The organism is Haloarcula amylolytica JCM 13557 (assembly GCF_000336615.1).
Lineage (GTDB): Archaea > Halobacteriota > Halobacteria > Halobacteriales > Haloarculaceae > Haloarcula > Haloarcula amylolytica.
The window spans coordinates 1-16780 of record NZ_AOLW01000013.1 but is presented as its reverse complement, the minus strand read 5'-3'; the positions used below and the strand labels follow the sequence as shown (position 1 = coordinate 16780).

Sequence of the window (16780 nt, the reverse complement as noted above, 5' to 3'; positions counted from 1 at the left end):
CAGCGAAGATCGACCGCTACAGACGGCTCATCGAGACAGAAGAAGTGACTCAGATCGGATTAGTGGGTGACGCTTTGTGAGGTACTGAGAGTTCCTTATCTTCTGTGAATGACCAGCTCGCGGACTCGTTCAACGTGGTCAGCATCGGATTGTAGGTACGCTGTGGGGATCTCTTCGATAATTTCGCATCCTCTGGATTGAAGATAATCCATCCGTCGGCTAATTCATTAACCTGTTGAACTATACCTTCGTCTACTGAGATCCCAAACTTCTCTTTCGGCATTTCTGAAACTGCCTGGAATTGTCGTGTACCAAGTACACATCTATTTCTATCCGTCATTCAGAAATCGCCGAAGTGTGTGAATGTTTCTGTAGCACCCTCGAATAAATTGTTAATTCCGGATGCGTGTTGACTACTGAGAGGTCTATCAGCGGTTCATTACTGATTGTGCAACTCGGAGCCAAGTTTAACTATCCCATCAAATAGAAAACATTTATCTCAGCCATGTCCGTGCAATGAATGTGAAACGGCACCCAGCGAGATCAGCACGTTCCCCTACTGTCCGAAGTGACAGTCCCTACCCCCCGGACAGGCGGACCAGTATCTGTCACAAGCTGGATCCGCGCGGGTCGAAGACCACTTACGAGTAGGCGGCCAACAAAACATGACTGAGGCCCCACAGCGTACGACGTCGGGATCGATCGGTGAGATAGAACCGGGAGTTCTGGCCATCCTTAGTGGGGTAACGACGGGATTGGTTGGAGCGGTCGCGTACTTTCTTGTCCCTCTGGTGACCAGCGAGTACGTCAACGCTGGCGGTCGTGACTCCCTTGAAGTCACCTACTACATCCTGGAGTCCTTTTTTGAGCAGTCGCTTTTCTATCACGTTGGCGTTCTGGTCCTCGTGCCGCTCGTGATAACGGCACTAACACTGTCACTCGCCCGCCGGGGTGGACACGCCGGTCGATCGACGGACGTGGCTGTCGTCACCACGGTCATCGTCGGGCCATTCGTAACAGTTTGGCTCGGGGCGGCTATCGCTTGGGGTGCCATCGCGGTTCAGTCTCCGGCGATCGCGCTCCTAGGTATCATATTCGCCCTCCCTATCGCGGTTATTCTATCGGTGTGTGTCGCCATCGTTACAGCGGTCAGTGCGGTCGGCGGCTACGTGTTGGTCAAACGGTTTAGACCCCGACCTCCGGATTAGTTGCAGGCTGGGGCCGTCTCGTCACAGGTACCGGTGGGAGGACGGGACAGTTGGCGCGTCATGTTTCGCAGTACCGAATCGGATCTCTGTCTTGAACGGTTTTGGCCTGTAGTAAACATCCACGGTCAGTGCTTCGGGGGGAATGCAGCTGAATCACCCGTAAAATGGTGCTTTCGTATTGACCGCAAGTAAGTTAGAAGTGTTATTGGCAGGGGTTTTAAGAGAGCGAATTTTGGACAGTTCACGTATTACAGCACCACTAAACCCGCTGTTATCTCAACTCCTCTACCCCCAGACGTTGAGTTTGATGTGTCCTCCTAAGAACGGTACACCAACTGAGAAATGAATGTTGGATGGAAATAACAATGAAAATATATATAGTAGAGTACATTAATAGTGACATGTGAAAGACAGGAACTCCAAACAGAATTATTCGAATACAACAGGCTCAGCAGGTCAGATTAAAGGAAACAGCAAATTTGGACTGTTTTCTCGGCGTCAGGTTCTTCGAGGTATCGGAACAGCGGGGATCGCTGGCGGGGTGTTATCGGGAACGACGGGAATGGCCGGTGCTGCGTCGGACAATATTCTCGGTGATTTTGAGGACGGAGTCGATGGATGGAAGACTTCCGGAGGGAATACACTTGAGACCGTTAGCCACAGTGACAAACCTGCACCTGTCACGCGTGGGAAGTCGGCGCTCGCGGTCACGTCCGACGGCGACCCCCAGCCCGCGGTGTTCACTAAAGCACGCGGTCGAAACTCCCTCCTCGGTGACGGATCCTTCCTGTTCGCTGATGTCCTTCCCGGCGAAGTCGCCGAAGCAGACTCGGCTGTAACCTTTCGGTTTCGGCTCCACCCCCGCGGTCCACATGATGTCGTCGAGTCCCGGCCGTTTAGTGTCAAACAGCGGTACGGTGCTGGACTGGCCTGGGACTTGCGGGACATCGACGAAGATGTCCGTGCGGCGGCGCGTCGACTGGAAGTAGCGTGGTACGCCAGCGACGACGAGCCACCGACAAACTCGAACGGCCGTGGGCCTGGCGAGGGATACAATGGGACTGTCTACCTCGACAACATTCGAACGGGGGATGATCCAACCACATACAACCGACGCCGCTGGCTGCGCAACCGCCGTCGCCTCCAGCGCGAGAACGGGTTCCGGACGGACGTTACCGTCGACGAACTTACCGACACGATCCAGCGGGGCCAGTTCGTGTACGCTGACGGGACAGAACTGGACTACGAGGGACGGATTACCGACGACGGCGGCCTGGAAGTGACAATCGACGGTGACACGTTCGTCTTCGGAGGTGACGAGTGATGGCGCGAAAGTCCCAACTGGCCAACGTCGTCACCATGATTCCGGGGTATTCCGAGAACTCCAAAAGCGGCGGGCGAACGACAAACAGCGCGATCCCCGGGATGTGGGACGATATCTTCCACGGTGACAATCGACGGTCGCTGCCCTCGTCGCTAAAGGCTGCCACCACCAAGAACAAGTCACTTGAGGAATATCCCTCGCGGACGTTTCCGGACTACCGTGTCAAGACGGGGCTCAAGCTCTCCTTCGAGACTAACGGGAAGACGATCAGCTCCCCGACGGTCTCTCAGGAGCGAGATCTCGCACCAATAACTCTCGAGGGCGAACGCAGCAAGGGTCGTGATCTTATGGCGAACCTCGACGGAAGTGAGGGTTTTCTCCAGGCCAACAGGAAAGGCCCGTTCTTCAAGAAGCAGGAGGTCAACGTCGGGGATGTCGAGGGGCTCCGCGCGTCCCTCATCTTCGGTGGGAACGACACCTACCTGGTTGAAGCCAAAAAAAGGGGATACACTCTATCGCAGCTGTTTCCCCGAGCCAGAGTGCCGGGGAACCTAGCCAATTTTTACCTGACTCCCCCAGCGTTCTACGCCTTCCTCGACGTGGTGTTCATGGCCGACGGGGCGAAGATAGTTCGGGTCTGGGACGCCAGTAGGTACCCAGCACACGCGTTGTACTTAGGAGACTCGCAGGTCGACAAGCCGCCCTTCCGTGAGGGTACCGAGTGGACTCGCGACGGGAAGAATCCAGCGTTCGACGAATTCGTTCTGGACGGGACTTCACCGGATCGGACTCCCTTCCGCCCGTTCGCCCAGCTCGGGGACAGGTACAGGAAAACATTTGATGATGGAAAAGGACCGCATCCGGTGATGGAAGAAGCACAAGGCGGCAGCAAACTCCAAGCGCAAACCCTAGAGAGCCAGTTCTCGTCTCCGATGTTCCCATCGCCATTCTAATCCACATGACTGACAATTTAACAAACAGATGACAATCCCTCTCAATCGTACTTCACTCGCCGTCTTGCTGGTGACAGTGCTGACTCTCCTCGCGGCTGGCTGTATGGGTGCTTCGTCGGGACAAGAGGGACCAGTAGAGTTGTATCTGACAAACGACGGGAACGTGAGCCACGAATTCTCCGTCTCAGTGGTTGAGGGTGAGATCGGTCAGAATGGCACCGTTATCCACAGGCCAGACGAGCCGACCAGTTACGCATCACCCAAGCAGGGACTGAGCACGTATATATTTCCCAAGAAGTACGATACGGTTTCGGGAATTGAGCTTCCGGCAAATCGTACCCGGTCAATCGGGACCTACGACCTTGCGCCAGGCGAACAGCATCAAATGAACGTGACGGGGTTCGAAACGGGCGACACCCTCGTCGTGGTCGATAAATCGAATAACCACGTAGGAGCCCTCATTACGGCAAACTGCGACGACTTGGGGCTGGACTTCGTCTCAGTCACCGCAGGCCCGGTCCGGACCTCAGCCAGCTACGCCTGCTAATAGCCCGGTCTNAACTGCGACGACTTGGGGCTGGACTTCGTCTCAGTCACCGCAGGCCCGGTCCGGACCTCAGCCAGCTACGCCTGCTAATAGCCCGGTCTCCCTCCCCTATGAGGACGCCATTCAAGAACCACTCCATGATACTACTCCACTCCGCCAACGAATCGGCCGGTCGCCACGCGGTGATAGTCCTCGGTCTCCTAACACTCGCCCTCCTCGCTGGCTGTCTTGGTGGTTCAGTGGGTCAGGAGGGTCCCGTGAGCCTCTCACTTGCCTCGGACGACAACGTCACACATGAGTTCGAAGTATCTGTCGTGGACGGCGAGGTCGGCCCGAACGCGGTCGCATTCCATCGGGACAATCAGAGCGTGGTGTACACCGGTTACGGGCAAGGGCTCACGACGGTAAATTACAACACTACTATCCACCACGTGAGGCGGATCGAGTTACCGGCAAACCGGACCCGAACCGTCGGCACCCACCGGGTTCCGGCCGGGGAAACCAAACGAATCAACGTCACCGACTTCGAAACGGGTGACACACTCGTCGTCTTCGACCGCCGCGAAGGTCGCGTTGTCGCGCTCGTAGCCGCCAACTGCGACGAGTCTGGGCTGGACTTCGTCTCGATCATCGCTGGCTCGGCCCGGACCTCAGCCGCGTACGGCTGCTACTAACCCGGCATCCGTTTCACCCTAAAACAACCCCATTCAAGAACCAATCCATGCTACCGCTCCACTCCGCCGACGAATCGGCCGGTCGCCACGCAGCGATAGCCATTGGTCTCGTGCTCCTGTTGCTCACTGCTGGTTGTCTGGGCTTCGGCGCACCCTCGGGCCAGACCGGGCCGGTGACCCTGCACCTCGCGAACAGTGGCAACGCGACCCACGAAATGTCAGTATCGGTCGTCTCGGGAGAACTCGGGAATGAATCGGTTGGGATCGACCGAGTCGGGAGAGATGTCGGCTACGTCTCACCGAAGCAGGGGTTGGTGACGTACAGGTTCTCGAGCGCGCTACCCGACGTGGAATCAATTGAACTGCCGGGAAACAGAGTCGTCTCACAAGAAAAATTTCGGTTGGCTCCGAACGAGAGTGTTCAGACAAATATCACGGACTTCCAGACCGGTGACACGCTGGTAGTCGTCGACCGTAGGGACGGCCGGATTTCGACGTTGATTACGGCCAACTGCGACGACTTGGGGCTGGACTTCGTCTCNGACACGCTGGTAGTCGTCGACCGTAGGGACGGCCGGATTTCGACGTTGATTACGGCCAACTGCGACGACTTGGGGCTGGACTTCGTCTCGATCATTGCGGACCCGGTTCGAACATCAGCCGCCTACGCCTGCAATTAGCCAAGCATCCGTGTCCCTCTAGGAGCAGCCGATTGAGAACCACTCCATGTTACTATCCCACTCCGCCAATGAATCGGCTGGTCGCCGTGCGGCAATTGCCATCGGTTTCGTATTCCTCTCGCTCACTGCTGGCTGTTTCGGCTTCGGAACGTCGCCGGGCCAGACCGGGCCGGTGGCCCTCCAAATCGCCAACGAGGGGAATACGACACACGAGTTCTCTGTGATGGTCGCGGATGGCGAACTCGGCCCGGATTCGGTCGCCGTAGACCGGGCAAATAGAGACGTAGAATACCTGCCGATCGGACAGGGGCTCGTGACAATCTCGTTCAACGAGGGCCTGGGGACTGTCACGTCGCTTGGCTTCCCGCCGAATCGAACGGAGTCGGTGGGTACCTACCGACTGGCACCCGACGAGCAGATGCAGACGAACGTCACCGACTTCGAGACGGGGGACACGCTCATCGTAGTCGACCGTCGTGATGACCACGTCGCGACGCTTGTCACCGCGAACTGCGACGAGACAGGCCTGACTTTCGTCGCTGTCACCGCCGGCCGCGAGCAACCGTTTACCGGCTATTCGTGTGAGTGAGATCAAACATACCTACTTCGCGTTCACGTATTGATGTACTCGATATAGCGAGCGGTGGATCTGCTTGTGCAGGTGGAGTTGACCAGTAAGTACGAGTACTGAGCAGTAAACGGATTCTTGAGCCTGCCGTGGCCAGCATCTCGTATTGGTTGCGAGCTGTGATTCACGACGCACTGTCTTTCGACGAATCGCACAGCAGTCATACGCTGAATGGCCAGCGTATGATTCGACACCACTCTATGACCGGAGTTCGCTCGCCGGCCTGGAAGAAGACATCTGGACCGTTGCGTCCACATGGTTCGACCATGAGGACCACCACTCCGTCGACGAGTTCGTGTCTCANCTCGCCGGCCTGGAAGAAGACATCTGGACCGTTGCGTCCACATGGTTCGACCATGAGGACCACCACTCCGTCGACGAGTTCGTGTCTCACTACCCAGTAGCATATGTCGAGTTTGGGCCACATGACCGGTATTCTGGAGCTACTCAGTACGAGATGGCCCAACTTTTCCGACTGTTTCTACTCAAAGAAATCCATGGCTGGACCCACGAGACGGCACTCCTCACGTACCTCACTCACCATCCTGAACTCCGTGAACAACTAGACATAGAGACCGTCCCAGACCAGTCGACGCTGTGGCGAAGCTGGCACGAACGATTCACTGCAGAGCTTCGCGAGACAATTGAGGCTGCTGCGCGGACGATTCTAATCAAAGCTCAGAACGCGGGCGTTGCTGTTCCGGGCGAGCCAGAACGTAGCTTTCCATCGCAAGATGACGAAGCGAACAAATCAGACCCAGACGATCAAACCGTTCTCGACGAAGCAGCATCGATAACAGACCACGTCAGCCGTATCGTCTTCCCAGCCTTCTCGTTAGATCGTGGTGATGGTTGTGAAATCCACGAGAACGCGTATTGGGACTTACAAACGTATCTCGGGCTTCGGGAGCGGTTGGCTGTTAACGAAGGAGCCCGAAGTTTCGTCTATGAGTCGAACCGAGATCGGACGCCGTTGGGACACGCCCATCGGGATCAGATTCGTGATCTCTCGATTGAACAGGTCCGGGAGATGTACTGGAAGGCTGTGAATCGATTGTTGGAGGAAGCAGCGGAGACGGGGGAGTTCTTCCGAGCGGGGATCGTCGCTATCGATATTACTGAAGCGGACCCGTTCACAGGCGACAGGACCGGGCACGAAGACGAGATTATTGGGACACAGGAGAAGACCGATGAGTACGCCTATCAGTGGGCGACGGTCCAGTTGGTCGGCAATGCCGTCCCAATCGTGTTAGACGCACGCCCGATTCGGAAAGGCGAGACTCGCAAAGAGATAGTCGAGGACCTGCTCAACTCTGCCGAGGAGTTGGTTCACGTCGATAATGTGCTGATGGATCGGGAGTTCGACAGTCAGCATATTCTAGAGATGCTCAGCCAACGTGGACTGTCGTATGTTGTCCCGAAGCGGATGCAAACCAGCGAGAAAGCGCAGGCCAAACGGTTGCTCCAGCGCGGCCAGGATCGATACGACACCGATAGGAAACTGCATCTCGGGAAGAACGAATGGCACGAGACGACGCTGATCTATCGGCGAAAAGAGGACTCAGAGCACGACGATCATCGACAGTACTCGGTGTTCATGACAAATACCAGCAGCGCCTATCTTACCGAGTATGGGTATCGATGGGAGATTGAAAGTGGTTACAGGTCGATTAAGCGGTTCATGGCCGTGACGACCTCGAAGCACTTCGGACTCCGATTCTTTTACTTCGCGTTTGCGTGCCTGCTCTACTCGATCTGGCGAGCGGTCGATCTGCTCGTGCAGGTCGAATTGACCGGTGAATACGAACACTCGCCAATTGTGACAGCCGACAACACGCTGACGTTGCTGAAGAAGGAGACAGGAATTGGGTAGCAGGGTGCTTTGTTCGGGTTAGCGCGGTGTTTGAGTGGCTACACTGCCGGAAGTCTCGAAAATTCGCCCATTTGATTGGCAACGTACCAAGAAGCCGTTTGGAGAGCAATCTAAGTCAATTCCCGTTCACTGAATCGGCTGAATCCACGCATTATAGCCCCGCTAAGCCCGGTGCAGTCTCAACTTCAAAATTGAGCGAGATTGATATAGCTACATAGACTTTATCAGACACAGAAAGCCCGAATATTCACACATAGAGTGCCTGAAACGCGGATATTCTGGTTCGTAGATTAGGTTTGTATTAGAGTAATAAGCACCACCAGTTTTAGGCGGGAGGCCGCTGTACGGGAAGCATGGATCGTCTTCCGCCTGCATACGACGCTACTCCTGGGGATGACGCCCTCGAAGCCGCCATCGAGAAACGACTCGTCGATATCGACTCCGGGCGCTACCGAACAAACGTCGCCAGCGTGCTGCGAAAGTTCGCAACGTGGGCTCGGGACCAGCATACCATCTCCAGTCCCGAGGATATCGACGATGATCTCTGCCGACAGTACGCTCGTGACCTGGCCCGGGCCGACGATAGAGACAATATCTCGCCAGAGACCGCCCGACGCTACTTCGCCTACGTCCGCTCGTTTCTCACATGGGCCGTCTACGAGGGCTTGATCCCGACGAACCCGGCCAAGACCAACCACGCCGAAGGGCCGCTCCCGACCGATGAGACTGAAACAGCCCAGCAGTACTGGAGTACACGCGACCGCGACGCAATCTGTGCCACTGCGACTGCCCGCGTCGACCAAGCCGGGGAAGGCGACACCATCGACCGCATGGCGGCCTACCGTGACCAGGCACTCGTCTTCTTGCTCGCGTATTCGGGAGCCCGTAGCGCGGAACTCGTCGCCGTCTCCGATGATGAAGAGCGTAACGGACTGCGGTGGCGTCATGTCGACCTCGAAGCCGGCACAATGCAGGTGTTCGGCAAGAACCGCACCCGCGAGTCTGCGCCGATCCTCGATGACGCGCTTCGCCCGCTTCGGCGCTGGAAGCAACTTCGAGAGCCCGACGAGAATGNGAACCGCACCCGCGAGTCTGCGCCGATCCTCGATGACGCGCTTCGCCCGCTTCGGCGCTGGAAGCAACTTCGAGAGCCCGACGAGAATGAAGCTGTGTTTCCCAGACTCGACAACGCGGCGAAGGCACTGGACCCAACGCCGTCGATCACAACGCAGTCGGCTCGGGATATCCTCGCCAAACTCTGTGAGTGGTCCGACTACGAGTTCGAGGAGCCACTGAAGCCACACGGTGCCCGCCGTGGGCTCGGACGAGAAATCTATCGCGAGAACCCACAGCTGGCACAGGACGTACTCCGGCACAAGTCTATCGAGACAACCCACGAGGGCTACGCACAGGAGGCCGCAAAACGCACGCGTGACGAAGCGAACGATATCATCGGCGGTGAGTAGGCTAACCAACGAAACGGCGGAGATACTCAATTTGTTGGTTAGCCCAGTCAGGAGCCGCGTCGACGGGATTCCCATCGGCAAGGAGAGTAGCCCCAATTCGCTATTCTCATCGACGCCCGCTGTCTAGCACATTCCCGTAGGTCTAACCCCTCGAATAAGAAACACCTACAGTTTCTATCAGCGTATGCTTGAAAATACCAAAGCCCTAGAGAAGTTACGAACTGCTATTCTTCGAGTCTTTTGTGACGATGGACGCACTTTCTGGCTGTTCTTCCAACGACTCGACCTCAGCGACTTGTTTCCAAACGACAGTCTTCGTCTTGGAGTTCAGACCACTGTACTTCGTCGCAATTGAGACCGTGACGTTGTACTCAAGCCCCTGCTGAACTGACCAACCTGCCGTTTCCTCATCTTGAAAATCATAAGAGTTTGGAGAGTTCAACCCGCCAGCAAGAATTGATTGTTTCTCAACAAACTGTCGGCTTTCACCTGGTTGGAGTGTTACAGGAACTTCTACGCCACTGCTAAATGAGGGTGGTTTACTCAGATACTCTTGTTGACTTTCCGGCGACCAAGACTGAGGTATACTGGTGGTCTCGTCGTCTTCCCCTGGGGGATACCACTCTGCAGTGTACGTTTCGGATTCGTATCCAACCCAATTGAGTTGATCTGGCGCAGCTCCAGTGTTTTCGACCGTCAACACCGGGCTGGCGATGGCTACTTCGTTTTCAGGCGTGTAATTGCCTGTTTCGGTTGCTGTTTTCCACTCAACGAGCTGGAGGTTCGGGGTAAACTCCTGCTCTATTTCGTCGGTGACGCTGTCATCATCAGAGTTGATCGCGGCGAATCGATAGGTACCCGGCTGGTAGTCAGTGAAATCAAGTGTCACTTTCCCAGCTGACGGCGTCACGCTGGTGTCTGCAAACTTTTCGCCGTCGTGAAACGCAACGATCTGGTCATATCCTTCGGTCGTTTCAAGCGACACATTCAGCGTGTAATCTTCCCAAGAGAATCCGGAGAAAACGTTGGAGCCGGTATCTAGAAGACTACCATCCTCTCCACTGTTGCCATTAGAGCTGTTTCCTGTACTATTCCCTCCGCCAGAATTACCACTACATCCAGCAATGCCGAGAGATAGTGAAGTGCCGATACCAGTCAAAAGTCGACGACGTGTCTTTTCAGTCATTAGTATACACCATCCGAGGGATCGGTGGATATAGGTATCTTATTTCCGATATTTGTAATTGGCGATAAAACTGGATTCAGAAACTCTGTGAAACCCATTTAGAATTCTCACTATTGGAACTGTTGATCGGGCTTCCGTGACAACGAAATAGACACTCCTCAGGGAAGATAGCTGCCTAAGATGGCTGGGTCACAAGTGTGGCTGGTGGCTGGCTCAGTCATAAATTAGATGCTGAACTGAATCGCCTTATTAGGACTTCAACTACCTTAGGGTTCTCTTGATTTCCGATGGTGGTTGGACATGGTAAAGTCGGCTAAGAATGGATACCGCCCTCTCGTAAACTGCGCAAGGAGAGGTCCCGTCCACTGTGAGACTACTCCGGCGCAACGACATCTTCACACATTGGACACTCGGCCCAGATACCCTCCGTGCCGTCATCTTTCTCGTATTCAACCAGCAGCCACGGAGTTGTGATACGCTCGTCGCAGTTTGGGCAGCGACCGAGACTTCGCGTGTCATCAGGCATGGAAAGGGGATGGAAGGAGCGTGTGACAGTGTTCCTTCCACGCAAAATTGCCTGTCTTCGGAAATAAGTGTTAGCCAGGGTCTCAACCTCCCGACACAACGCTGGGGCACGGGCTCGCCGTACTGTCCCGGTTGCGAACAGCGCTGGCACTGTATCGGCGATTGGTTCGAGGCAACCGAGGATGGGGAGCTGCCAGAACCGACGACCTGCCCCGAGTGCTCTAACATAGCTGAGTAGCTCGTGAACGTCGTCTTCGCCCATCGTCGGGTATGTGAGCGACATCGAGACGAATACCGACACACCGGCCTGTTGGAGTTCGTCTAACGCCTGCCAGTGAGTCATCGGTGGCGGGGCGTTCGGTTCCATCGCCCTGACGAGTGTGGCGTCGAAGGACGGAATCGACGAGCCGATGGTAACCGAACGAGATCATCGACGGTGGGGAAGTTGCCAGTACCTCTTCACATGGAGGCTATAGACGCCAGCCAATTGAGTCGGTCAGCGAGGTGAGAATGTCTCGTGTGTCTTGGACTCGCTTCTACAACCGACGATAGATGATGATCCCACCGAGAACAGCGACGATCATGCTCCCGGCAATAAGCAGATTCGTGGGTGAGCCGCCAGACGGCTCGACAGTGTCTGTGGTCCCGGTCTGAGATGGGGTGATTGCTGGCCCACCACTGCTGGTCTGGGTTGAGGTTGATTGCTTGGTGTCTGTCTCGGTCGAGTGTTCAGTTTCCGTGGCCGTTGTTGTTGGGGTGTCACTGGGCGTCGGTTCCGTTACTGTCGGTGTGGCCGTCGCTGTTACTGTGTCACCAGAGTCACTGCCGCTGGAGTCGCTACCATCATCGTCATCTCCGCCATCATTATCACCGTCATCATTACTACCGCCTGAACTCGACGAGTCTTCCTCGGTAGGAGTTTCTGTTGGTGTTTCTGTTGCAGCCGGAGTCGGTGTTGGCGTCTCCGTTGCGTTTTCTCCGGACTTGACTGTCAGTGTTCCATCGCGGACGCTGGTGACATTGTATGCGGTCCCGGATTCGTCACCGACGGCTGCAACGGTCAGATCCACATCGCTCGTCCCGACAGCCTTGCCGGTGAGCGTGGCAGAGACAACAGATATCGAGCCACTATCGGCGGTATCCATTCCAGTCGCCGCGATACGGACGCCGTTTGCCTCCTCAGAGGACTGGACTGTTTCTGGATTTCCAGCAACAGACGTGTTCGAGACTGTTGCAACCGAATCGTTGGTGCTTGCGATATCGAGATCCAGTGAGCCGACCCCGCCTGTGGTCGACGTGACTACGATATCAACAGTGGTTGTGTTTCCAACCGTAACAGTGTCAGTCGACTGCTGGACTACGACACTGGTCGTTCCCGCCCCCATCGCGATCCCCGCCCAGAGGGATACTGCTATACAAAGGCCGAATACTGTCGCAAGCTTCCTCATTAAATATACTGTCTCAATAAGTAGGATTAAGTATTCTGGTTACTGATTCAAACTCACAATACTACCTCTGGTGGGGGTTTATATGGCAAGTTCAACGACAAAATTACAAGCGTTATTTGGTGTATTACTATTAGTGACTGTCGGTCCCGTATCGGGAATGATGACCGGTACCGGGGCTGGCCCACTGCAGACGGCTGGCAATGACATCCCTGGTACAAGTGCCGGAAACCAGGCCGTCACCACGGCCGGGAACGAGCCGACACAGACACCCGCCTCGACGGCTGGAAATGAGCCGACACGGACACAATCGACACAGACACCCACCTCTACGGCTGGGAACCAGGCGACCGGACCACTTTCGACCAGCTGGAATGGCTCAACCAAGCCGAATGCGAGTGCTATTGAGCAGTTAGCGCCCCGGGAAAACGACTCTCACCCGTACCCGCTCGTTGGCGATAACCAGCCTACTGATCCAGATGGCGACGGACTCTACGAAGACGTCAACGGCGATGGCGCTGTCAACATCGTCGACGTTGACGCCCTGTCTCGTCACTTGGGATCCACAGCAGCCGGTGCTAACTGGAGCGCGTATGATTACACGGGTGACAACCGAACCGATGTCGGGGATATTCAGTGGCTATTCAACAAAGGTCAATCAACCTTGGTGAATGATACTGACGGTGATGGGCTGCCGGATTCATATGAACGGAGTGTCACTCGTACTGACCCGACACAAGCAGATAGCAACGGTGACAATATCATTGATGGTCTTGAGGATTGGGACTCAGATAGTCTGGTAGCGTACACGGAATTTCGGGAAGGAACCGACTCCAGAGACAACGACACTGACGGTGATGGCCTTTCAGACGGGTTTGAGACGCCTATACAAGAATTAGATCCAACCAATCCTGATACCGATGGAGACGGAGTCACAGACGCCGAAGAAGATTTGGACGGAGACGGGCTGACGGTCGAAACCGAATTAAGATACAACACTTCTGTTCGGCAACCAGATACGGACTACGACTCTGTCTCCGATGGTAATGAGGTGAACAAATTCGGGACAGATCCGCGAAGTCAAACCTCTGACGACGATACGCTGACCGACGGGGAAGAAGTTCAAATAGGAACAGATCCGAACCTAGCCGACAGTGATGCTGATGGTGTCCGTGATGGCCAAGAAGATTTTGATGATGATAAACTCGTCACTCGTACTGAGCTTGATGTCGGATTGAATCCGTTTGAAGCAGATACGGATAGTGATGGGTTGCCAGATGGGTTTGAGGAACCAATAGGTGCACTCAATGCTACACACAATGATACGGATAGTGATGGAACGCTGGACGGAGTAGAAGACATTGATACTGATGGACTCACTAACCGCGCTGAATTGGATAACGGGACGTTACTATCGGTCAATGATACGGATGGCGATAGTCTCACAGATGCAGAAGAGATCAAACACTATGGGACCAATCCACTGGTAATTGACACTGATAATGATACCGTTCCCGATGGGCTTGAAGTCAAACAGGGGACTGATCCTCTGTCAAGAGACTCAGACGGAGACGGAACTCCAGACCGAAATGAGACTGTCACCATAACCATCTCTCCAGAGACTTCAAACGCGACGGTAGAAATCCAAGGGTCAATGGGTGTTTCTCAGGACGTCTCTGTCAAGACGCTTTCTTCTGGTGTTAATAAAACAAACATGACTGCGGGACCGATTCTTCACGTAAGAAATGAGACATCATTCGAGTCAGCGACCGTGACAATACCGATTGACTCCTCAGTGCCAGAATCGGAACTTCGACGGTTGACAATGTTAAAATGGAATGGGTCTACATCGCAACCGTATCAACCAATCAATTCCACAGTAGATGCTGAAAACCGAACTGTTTCGGCTACCGTGCAGAATTTTTCCTTCTTTGTGCCAGAAGTAGTTGCACGTACTCAAGGCGAGGTTATTGCGGCAGACAGCATTGCCCCGAAGACTCCACTGTCACGTTCAAACCTCACCTCATTTGACTGTTCGGGAGAGTGTCACTGGGATTCGACACCAGCTACCCCTCTAATATACGAGCAAGATAAACCGAGATTCTATGATGAGACAGAGTTGCGACTTGTCGCTGGTACGAAAGATGAAGATTCAGGCCCGAACGAAGGAATCTCAAATTGCCGGGGAATACAACAGAATGTCTCAATAAAAAACGGCTCTACCCTCGAAAACCAGACTATTTGCATTCAGTCGATTAGTCCTGCTTCGGGCACACAGCAGATTCCAGATACGGGCCGGCAATATCGGGTCAAGAATCCTTCCTATTTGCGGGTGAACACTGACACTGCAGATGCTCAAAAGGGTTCATCTTCAGCAGCTCTGATACAACCAGCCATCACTAGTGAACAGAATACGACCAGTGCGGTTTTAGAATTCCATCAATCTGATTCTGAGGAACTGAAACTACACCATGATTCAGCGCCGATAGGAACGAACCCGTCGATTACTGTCGAGATATCAGCCGTAAACCGTGATTGGACTCGAAAACTACAGTTAGGAACAAATGGGGGTAATACCCGGACTATCGACTTAGAGTCCTTCCCTGGAGAGCGTTTCCAAATTTCCATTGAAGCACACAATGTCGAAGCTAGTTTCCGGACAAAGGTGTACGCGGATTCAGATGGGGACTCCCTGTACGACTACATTGAGCAAAAAGAGATAATCGCGATGTACGACCGGTTCCATCTGATAGAACTTGACCCCCACGACGCCGATACTGATGGTGATGGAATCAGTGATGGCCGAGAAATCTCGTACGGGCCACTGGGTGTAGCGGACCGGATGACGATCACGTCTTTCCGCAGTGATCCGTCAAATCAAGATACGGACGGTGATGGATTATCAGATGGCACCGAATTTGAAACTCGGACCGTCCAAGTCGGGCCCGGCGCGGTGAAAGGTGCGAATAGCCCTCAAGGAGCCTCACTGCGGGATCAAACACAGTCCAAACGTATCAAGACGAGCCCACTTGACCCAGATACTGATGATGACGGACTGCGGGATGAAAGCGAACAGAACCTCGGCCTGAACCCGTCTTCGGCAACGTCTGCAGATCCGCGGGTTAGACAAAGCCAAGCACTCATTGAATCGCTATCACCGCGCCAACGACGGGTTATTGGCTTCCCGTCGATGTACGGCCGGGCCGATATCGACGATGCAAGCGCAGATTTTGACTTCGTGATTGACGACGCTGGTTCGAGTACACGGGACAAACTCGTGTTCACAGCTCTTGACGGGACAGGTCGGACAGATACCTGGCTAGGGAATAAGCAAGAATTTTCTGAAGGGACAGATCCGCTTGACCCAGATACCGACGATGACGGCCTCACAGATGGTCAGGAAGTCAAGGGCCTGACCAAACAGACGAGTTTTTGGGGAAGAACATCCCTTACTGAAGACCCCGATTTGTCCTTTGGGACAGATCCGACTGACGCTGATACGGACGGAGACAAATACTGGGATGGGTGGATTGGCGTCTATGGCGTTGGCCACACTGACAACGTGATACTGTATCGAGAGCATCTCAACACTGGAAGTGGGATTGAAGGCAACGAAATTATCTCTGAGCAGGCCGGGTATCACGGCACGTGGGAGGCACCGTCACCAAGTGGCATTGATATCGACGGTGATGAATTGTTTGAGCATTCGAATCTCCACATTGGCGAACTACATTGGCGGTCTGTTGACGACAGCCAGCCTGGTAATCCAACATCGTCTTCTGTCACTCCATCACCTAGCCTCTCAGTTGAGGTTGACTACGATGATGATGTTGACCCTGTGATGCTTGATGCTGTCAAAGCAGCCGCAGAGAATTATGAGATGTATGATGTGGATGTCACATATTACATCGATGATGAACTAACCCGCGACGATTTGACTCACGCTTCTGGGTCGTGGTGGACGGATCCAGACAATGAGTATCCACCAACAACCCGTGATGATGCAGATGAGATTCAAGAGAATTACCATGACGACACAGAAAATAAAGTATACCTCTATCTGACGCCCAGTGGTGGTGGAGACGGACTTTTCAAAGCTCCGGATTGGTCAAATAAAGCGGGTGTAGCATCCAGTGATGGAGATGGACAATGGGGACGCAACTTTGGCATGGTTGTGTTCCAAGGGCTCTGTTGAATCACTAGACAGCGTCGGGATAGGTCGCTAAATCAAAGGAGTTGAAGCGGGATGATTCGGTTGCCTATGACACAAA

The 16780-nt window shown here is 54.4% G+C and carries 12 protein-coding genes; 9 read left to right on the top strand and 3 right to left on the bottom strand.

Annotation, left to right across the window (positions count from 1 at the left end; translation table 11 throughout):
* Nucleotides 1–665 precede the first annotated feature (665 nt).
* The 8 genes from C442_RS05820 to C442_RS05780 all read left to right on the top strand — a co-directional run bounded on the left by C442_RS05820 (nt 666) and on the right by C442_RS05780 (nt 9353).
* Nucleotides 666–1208 (top strand): hypothetical protein, encoded by a 543-nt coding sequence (locus tag C442_RS05820; protein WP_008308655.1) that lies wholly within the window; start codon nt 666–668, stop codon nt 1206–1208.
* Nucleotides 1209–1944: 736 nt separating this feature from the next.
* Nucleotides 1945–2532 (top strand): hypothetical protein, encoded by a 588-nt coding sequence (locus C442_RS05815; RefSeq protein WP_152418440.1) that lies wholly within the window; start codon nt 1945–1947, stop codon nt 2530–2532.
* Complete coding sequence (locus tag C442_RS05810; RefSeq protein ID WP_008308651.1) at nt 2532–3485, top strand: hypothetical protein; 954 nt, start codon at nt 2532–2534, stop codon at nt 3483–3485. Before C442_RS05815 ends, C442_RS05810 begins: the two co-directional genes overlap by 1 nt.
* Nucleotides 3486–3513: 28 nt before the next feature.
* Nucleotides 3514–4032 (top strand): hypothetical protein, encoded by a 519-nt coding sequence (locus C442_RS05805; RefSeq protein WP_008308649.1) that lies wholly within the window; start codon nt 3514–3516, stop codon nt 4030–4032.
* 137 nt (nt 4033–4169) lie between these two features.
* Entirely contained in the window at nt 4170–4706 is a 537-nt protein-coding gene (locus tag C442_RS05800) for a hypothetical protein (RefSeq protein WP_049942862.1), read from the top strand.
* Nucleotides 4707–5432: 726 nt separating this feature from the next.
* On the top strand, nt 5433–5975 hold the full coding sequence (locus C442_RS05790; protein WP_008308643.1) for a hypothetical protein: 543 nt from the start codon (nt 5433–5435) through the stop codon (nt 5973–5975).
* A gap of 145 nt (nt 5976–6120) precedes the next feature.
* Nucleotides 6121–7887, top strand: a complete 1767-nt coding sequence (locus tag C442_RS05785; RefSeq protein ID WP_008308641.1) for a transposase — start codon at nt 6121–6123, stop codon at nt 7885–7887.
* Nucleotides 7888–8240: 353 nt separating this feature from the next.
* On the top strand, nt 8241–9353 hold the full coding sequence (locus C442_RS05780; protein ID WP_008308639.1) for a tyrosine-type recombinase/integrase: 1113 nt from the start codon (nt 8241–8243) through the stop codon (nt 9351–9353).
* 214 nt (nt 9354–9567) lie between these two features.
* Here C442_RS05780 and C442_RS05775 read toward each other — a convergent pair whose 3' ends face one another.
* The 3 genes from C442_RS05775 to C442_RS05765 all read right to left on the bottom strand — a co-directional run bounded on the left by C442_RS05775 (nt 9568) and on the right by C442_RS05765 (nt 12449).
* Nucleotides 9568–10539: a hypothetical protein gene (locus C442_RS05775; protein WP_049942861.1), complete on the bottom strand. Its 972-nt coding sequence runs from the start codon at nt 10537–10539 to the stop codon at nt 9568–9570.
* Nucleotides 10540–10912: 373 nt separating this feature from the next.
* Nucleotides 10913–11065, bottom strand: coding sequence for a DUF7837 family putative zinc-binding protein (locus C442_RS23220; protein WP_008308637.1), 153 nt, complete (start codon nt 11063–11065; stop codon nt 10913–10915).
* A gap of 535 nt (nt 11066–11600) precedes the next feature.
* Nucleotides 11601–12449, bottom strand: coding sequence for a hypothetical protein (locus tag C442_RS05765; protein WP_008308636.1), 849 nt, complete (start codon nt 12447–12449; stop codon nt 11601–11603).
* A gap of 145 nt (nt 12450–12594) precedes the next feature.
* Here C442_RS05765 and C442_RS21815 point away from each other — a divergent pair, with 145 nt between their 5' ends.
* Complete coding sequence (locus C442_RS21815; protein WP_161606623.1) at nt 12595–16704, top strand: dockerin type I domain-containing protein; 4110 nt, start codon at nt 12595–12597, stop codon at nt 16702–16704.
* Nucleotides 16705–16780: the final 76 nt, after the last annotated feature.

What these genes read in the sequence shown, in the direction of transcription:
- C442_RS05820 (WP_008308655.1), top strand. Translation starts at nt 666, where the DNA reads ATGACTGAGGCCCCACAGCGTACGACGTCGGGATCGATCGGTGAGATA.
- C442_RS05810 (WP_008308651.1), top strand. Translation starts at nt 2,532, where the DNA reads ATGGCGCGAAAGTCCCAACTGGCCAACGTCGTCACCATGATTCCGGGG.
- C442_RS05805 (WP_008308649.1), top strand. Translation starts at nt 3,514, where the DNA reads ATGACAATCCCTCTCAATCGTACTTCACTCGCCGTCTTGCTGGTGACA.
- C442_RS05800 (WP_049942862.1), top strand. Translation starts at nt 4,170, where the DNA reads ATGATACTACTCCACTCCGCCAACGAATCGGCCGGTCGCCACGCGGTG.
- C442_RS05790 (WP_008308643.1), top strand. Translation starts at nt 5,433, where the DNA reads ATGTTACTATCCCACTCCGCCAATGAATCGGCTGGTCGCCGTGCGGCA.
- C442_RS05775 (WP_049942861.1), bottom strand. Translation starts at nt 10,539, where the DNA reads ATGACTGAAAAGACACGTCGTCGACTTTTGACTGGTATCGGCACTTCA.
- C442_RS23220 (WP_008308637.1), bottom strand. Translation starts at nt 11,065, where the DNA reads ATGCCTGATGACACGCGAAGTCTCGGTCGCTGCCCAAACTGCGACGAG.
- C442_RS05765 (WP_008308636.1), bottom strand. Translation starts at nt 12,449, where the DNA reads ATGGGGGCGGGAACGACCAGTGTCGTAGTCCAGCAGTCGACTGACACT.
- C442_RS21815 (WP_161606623.1), top strand. Translation starts at nt 12,595, where the DNA reads ATGGCAAGTTCAACGACAAAATTACAAGCGTTATTTGGTGTATTACTA.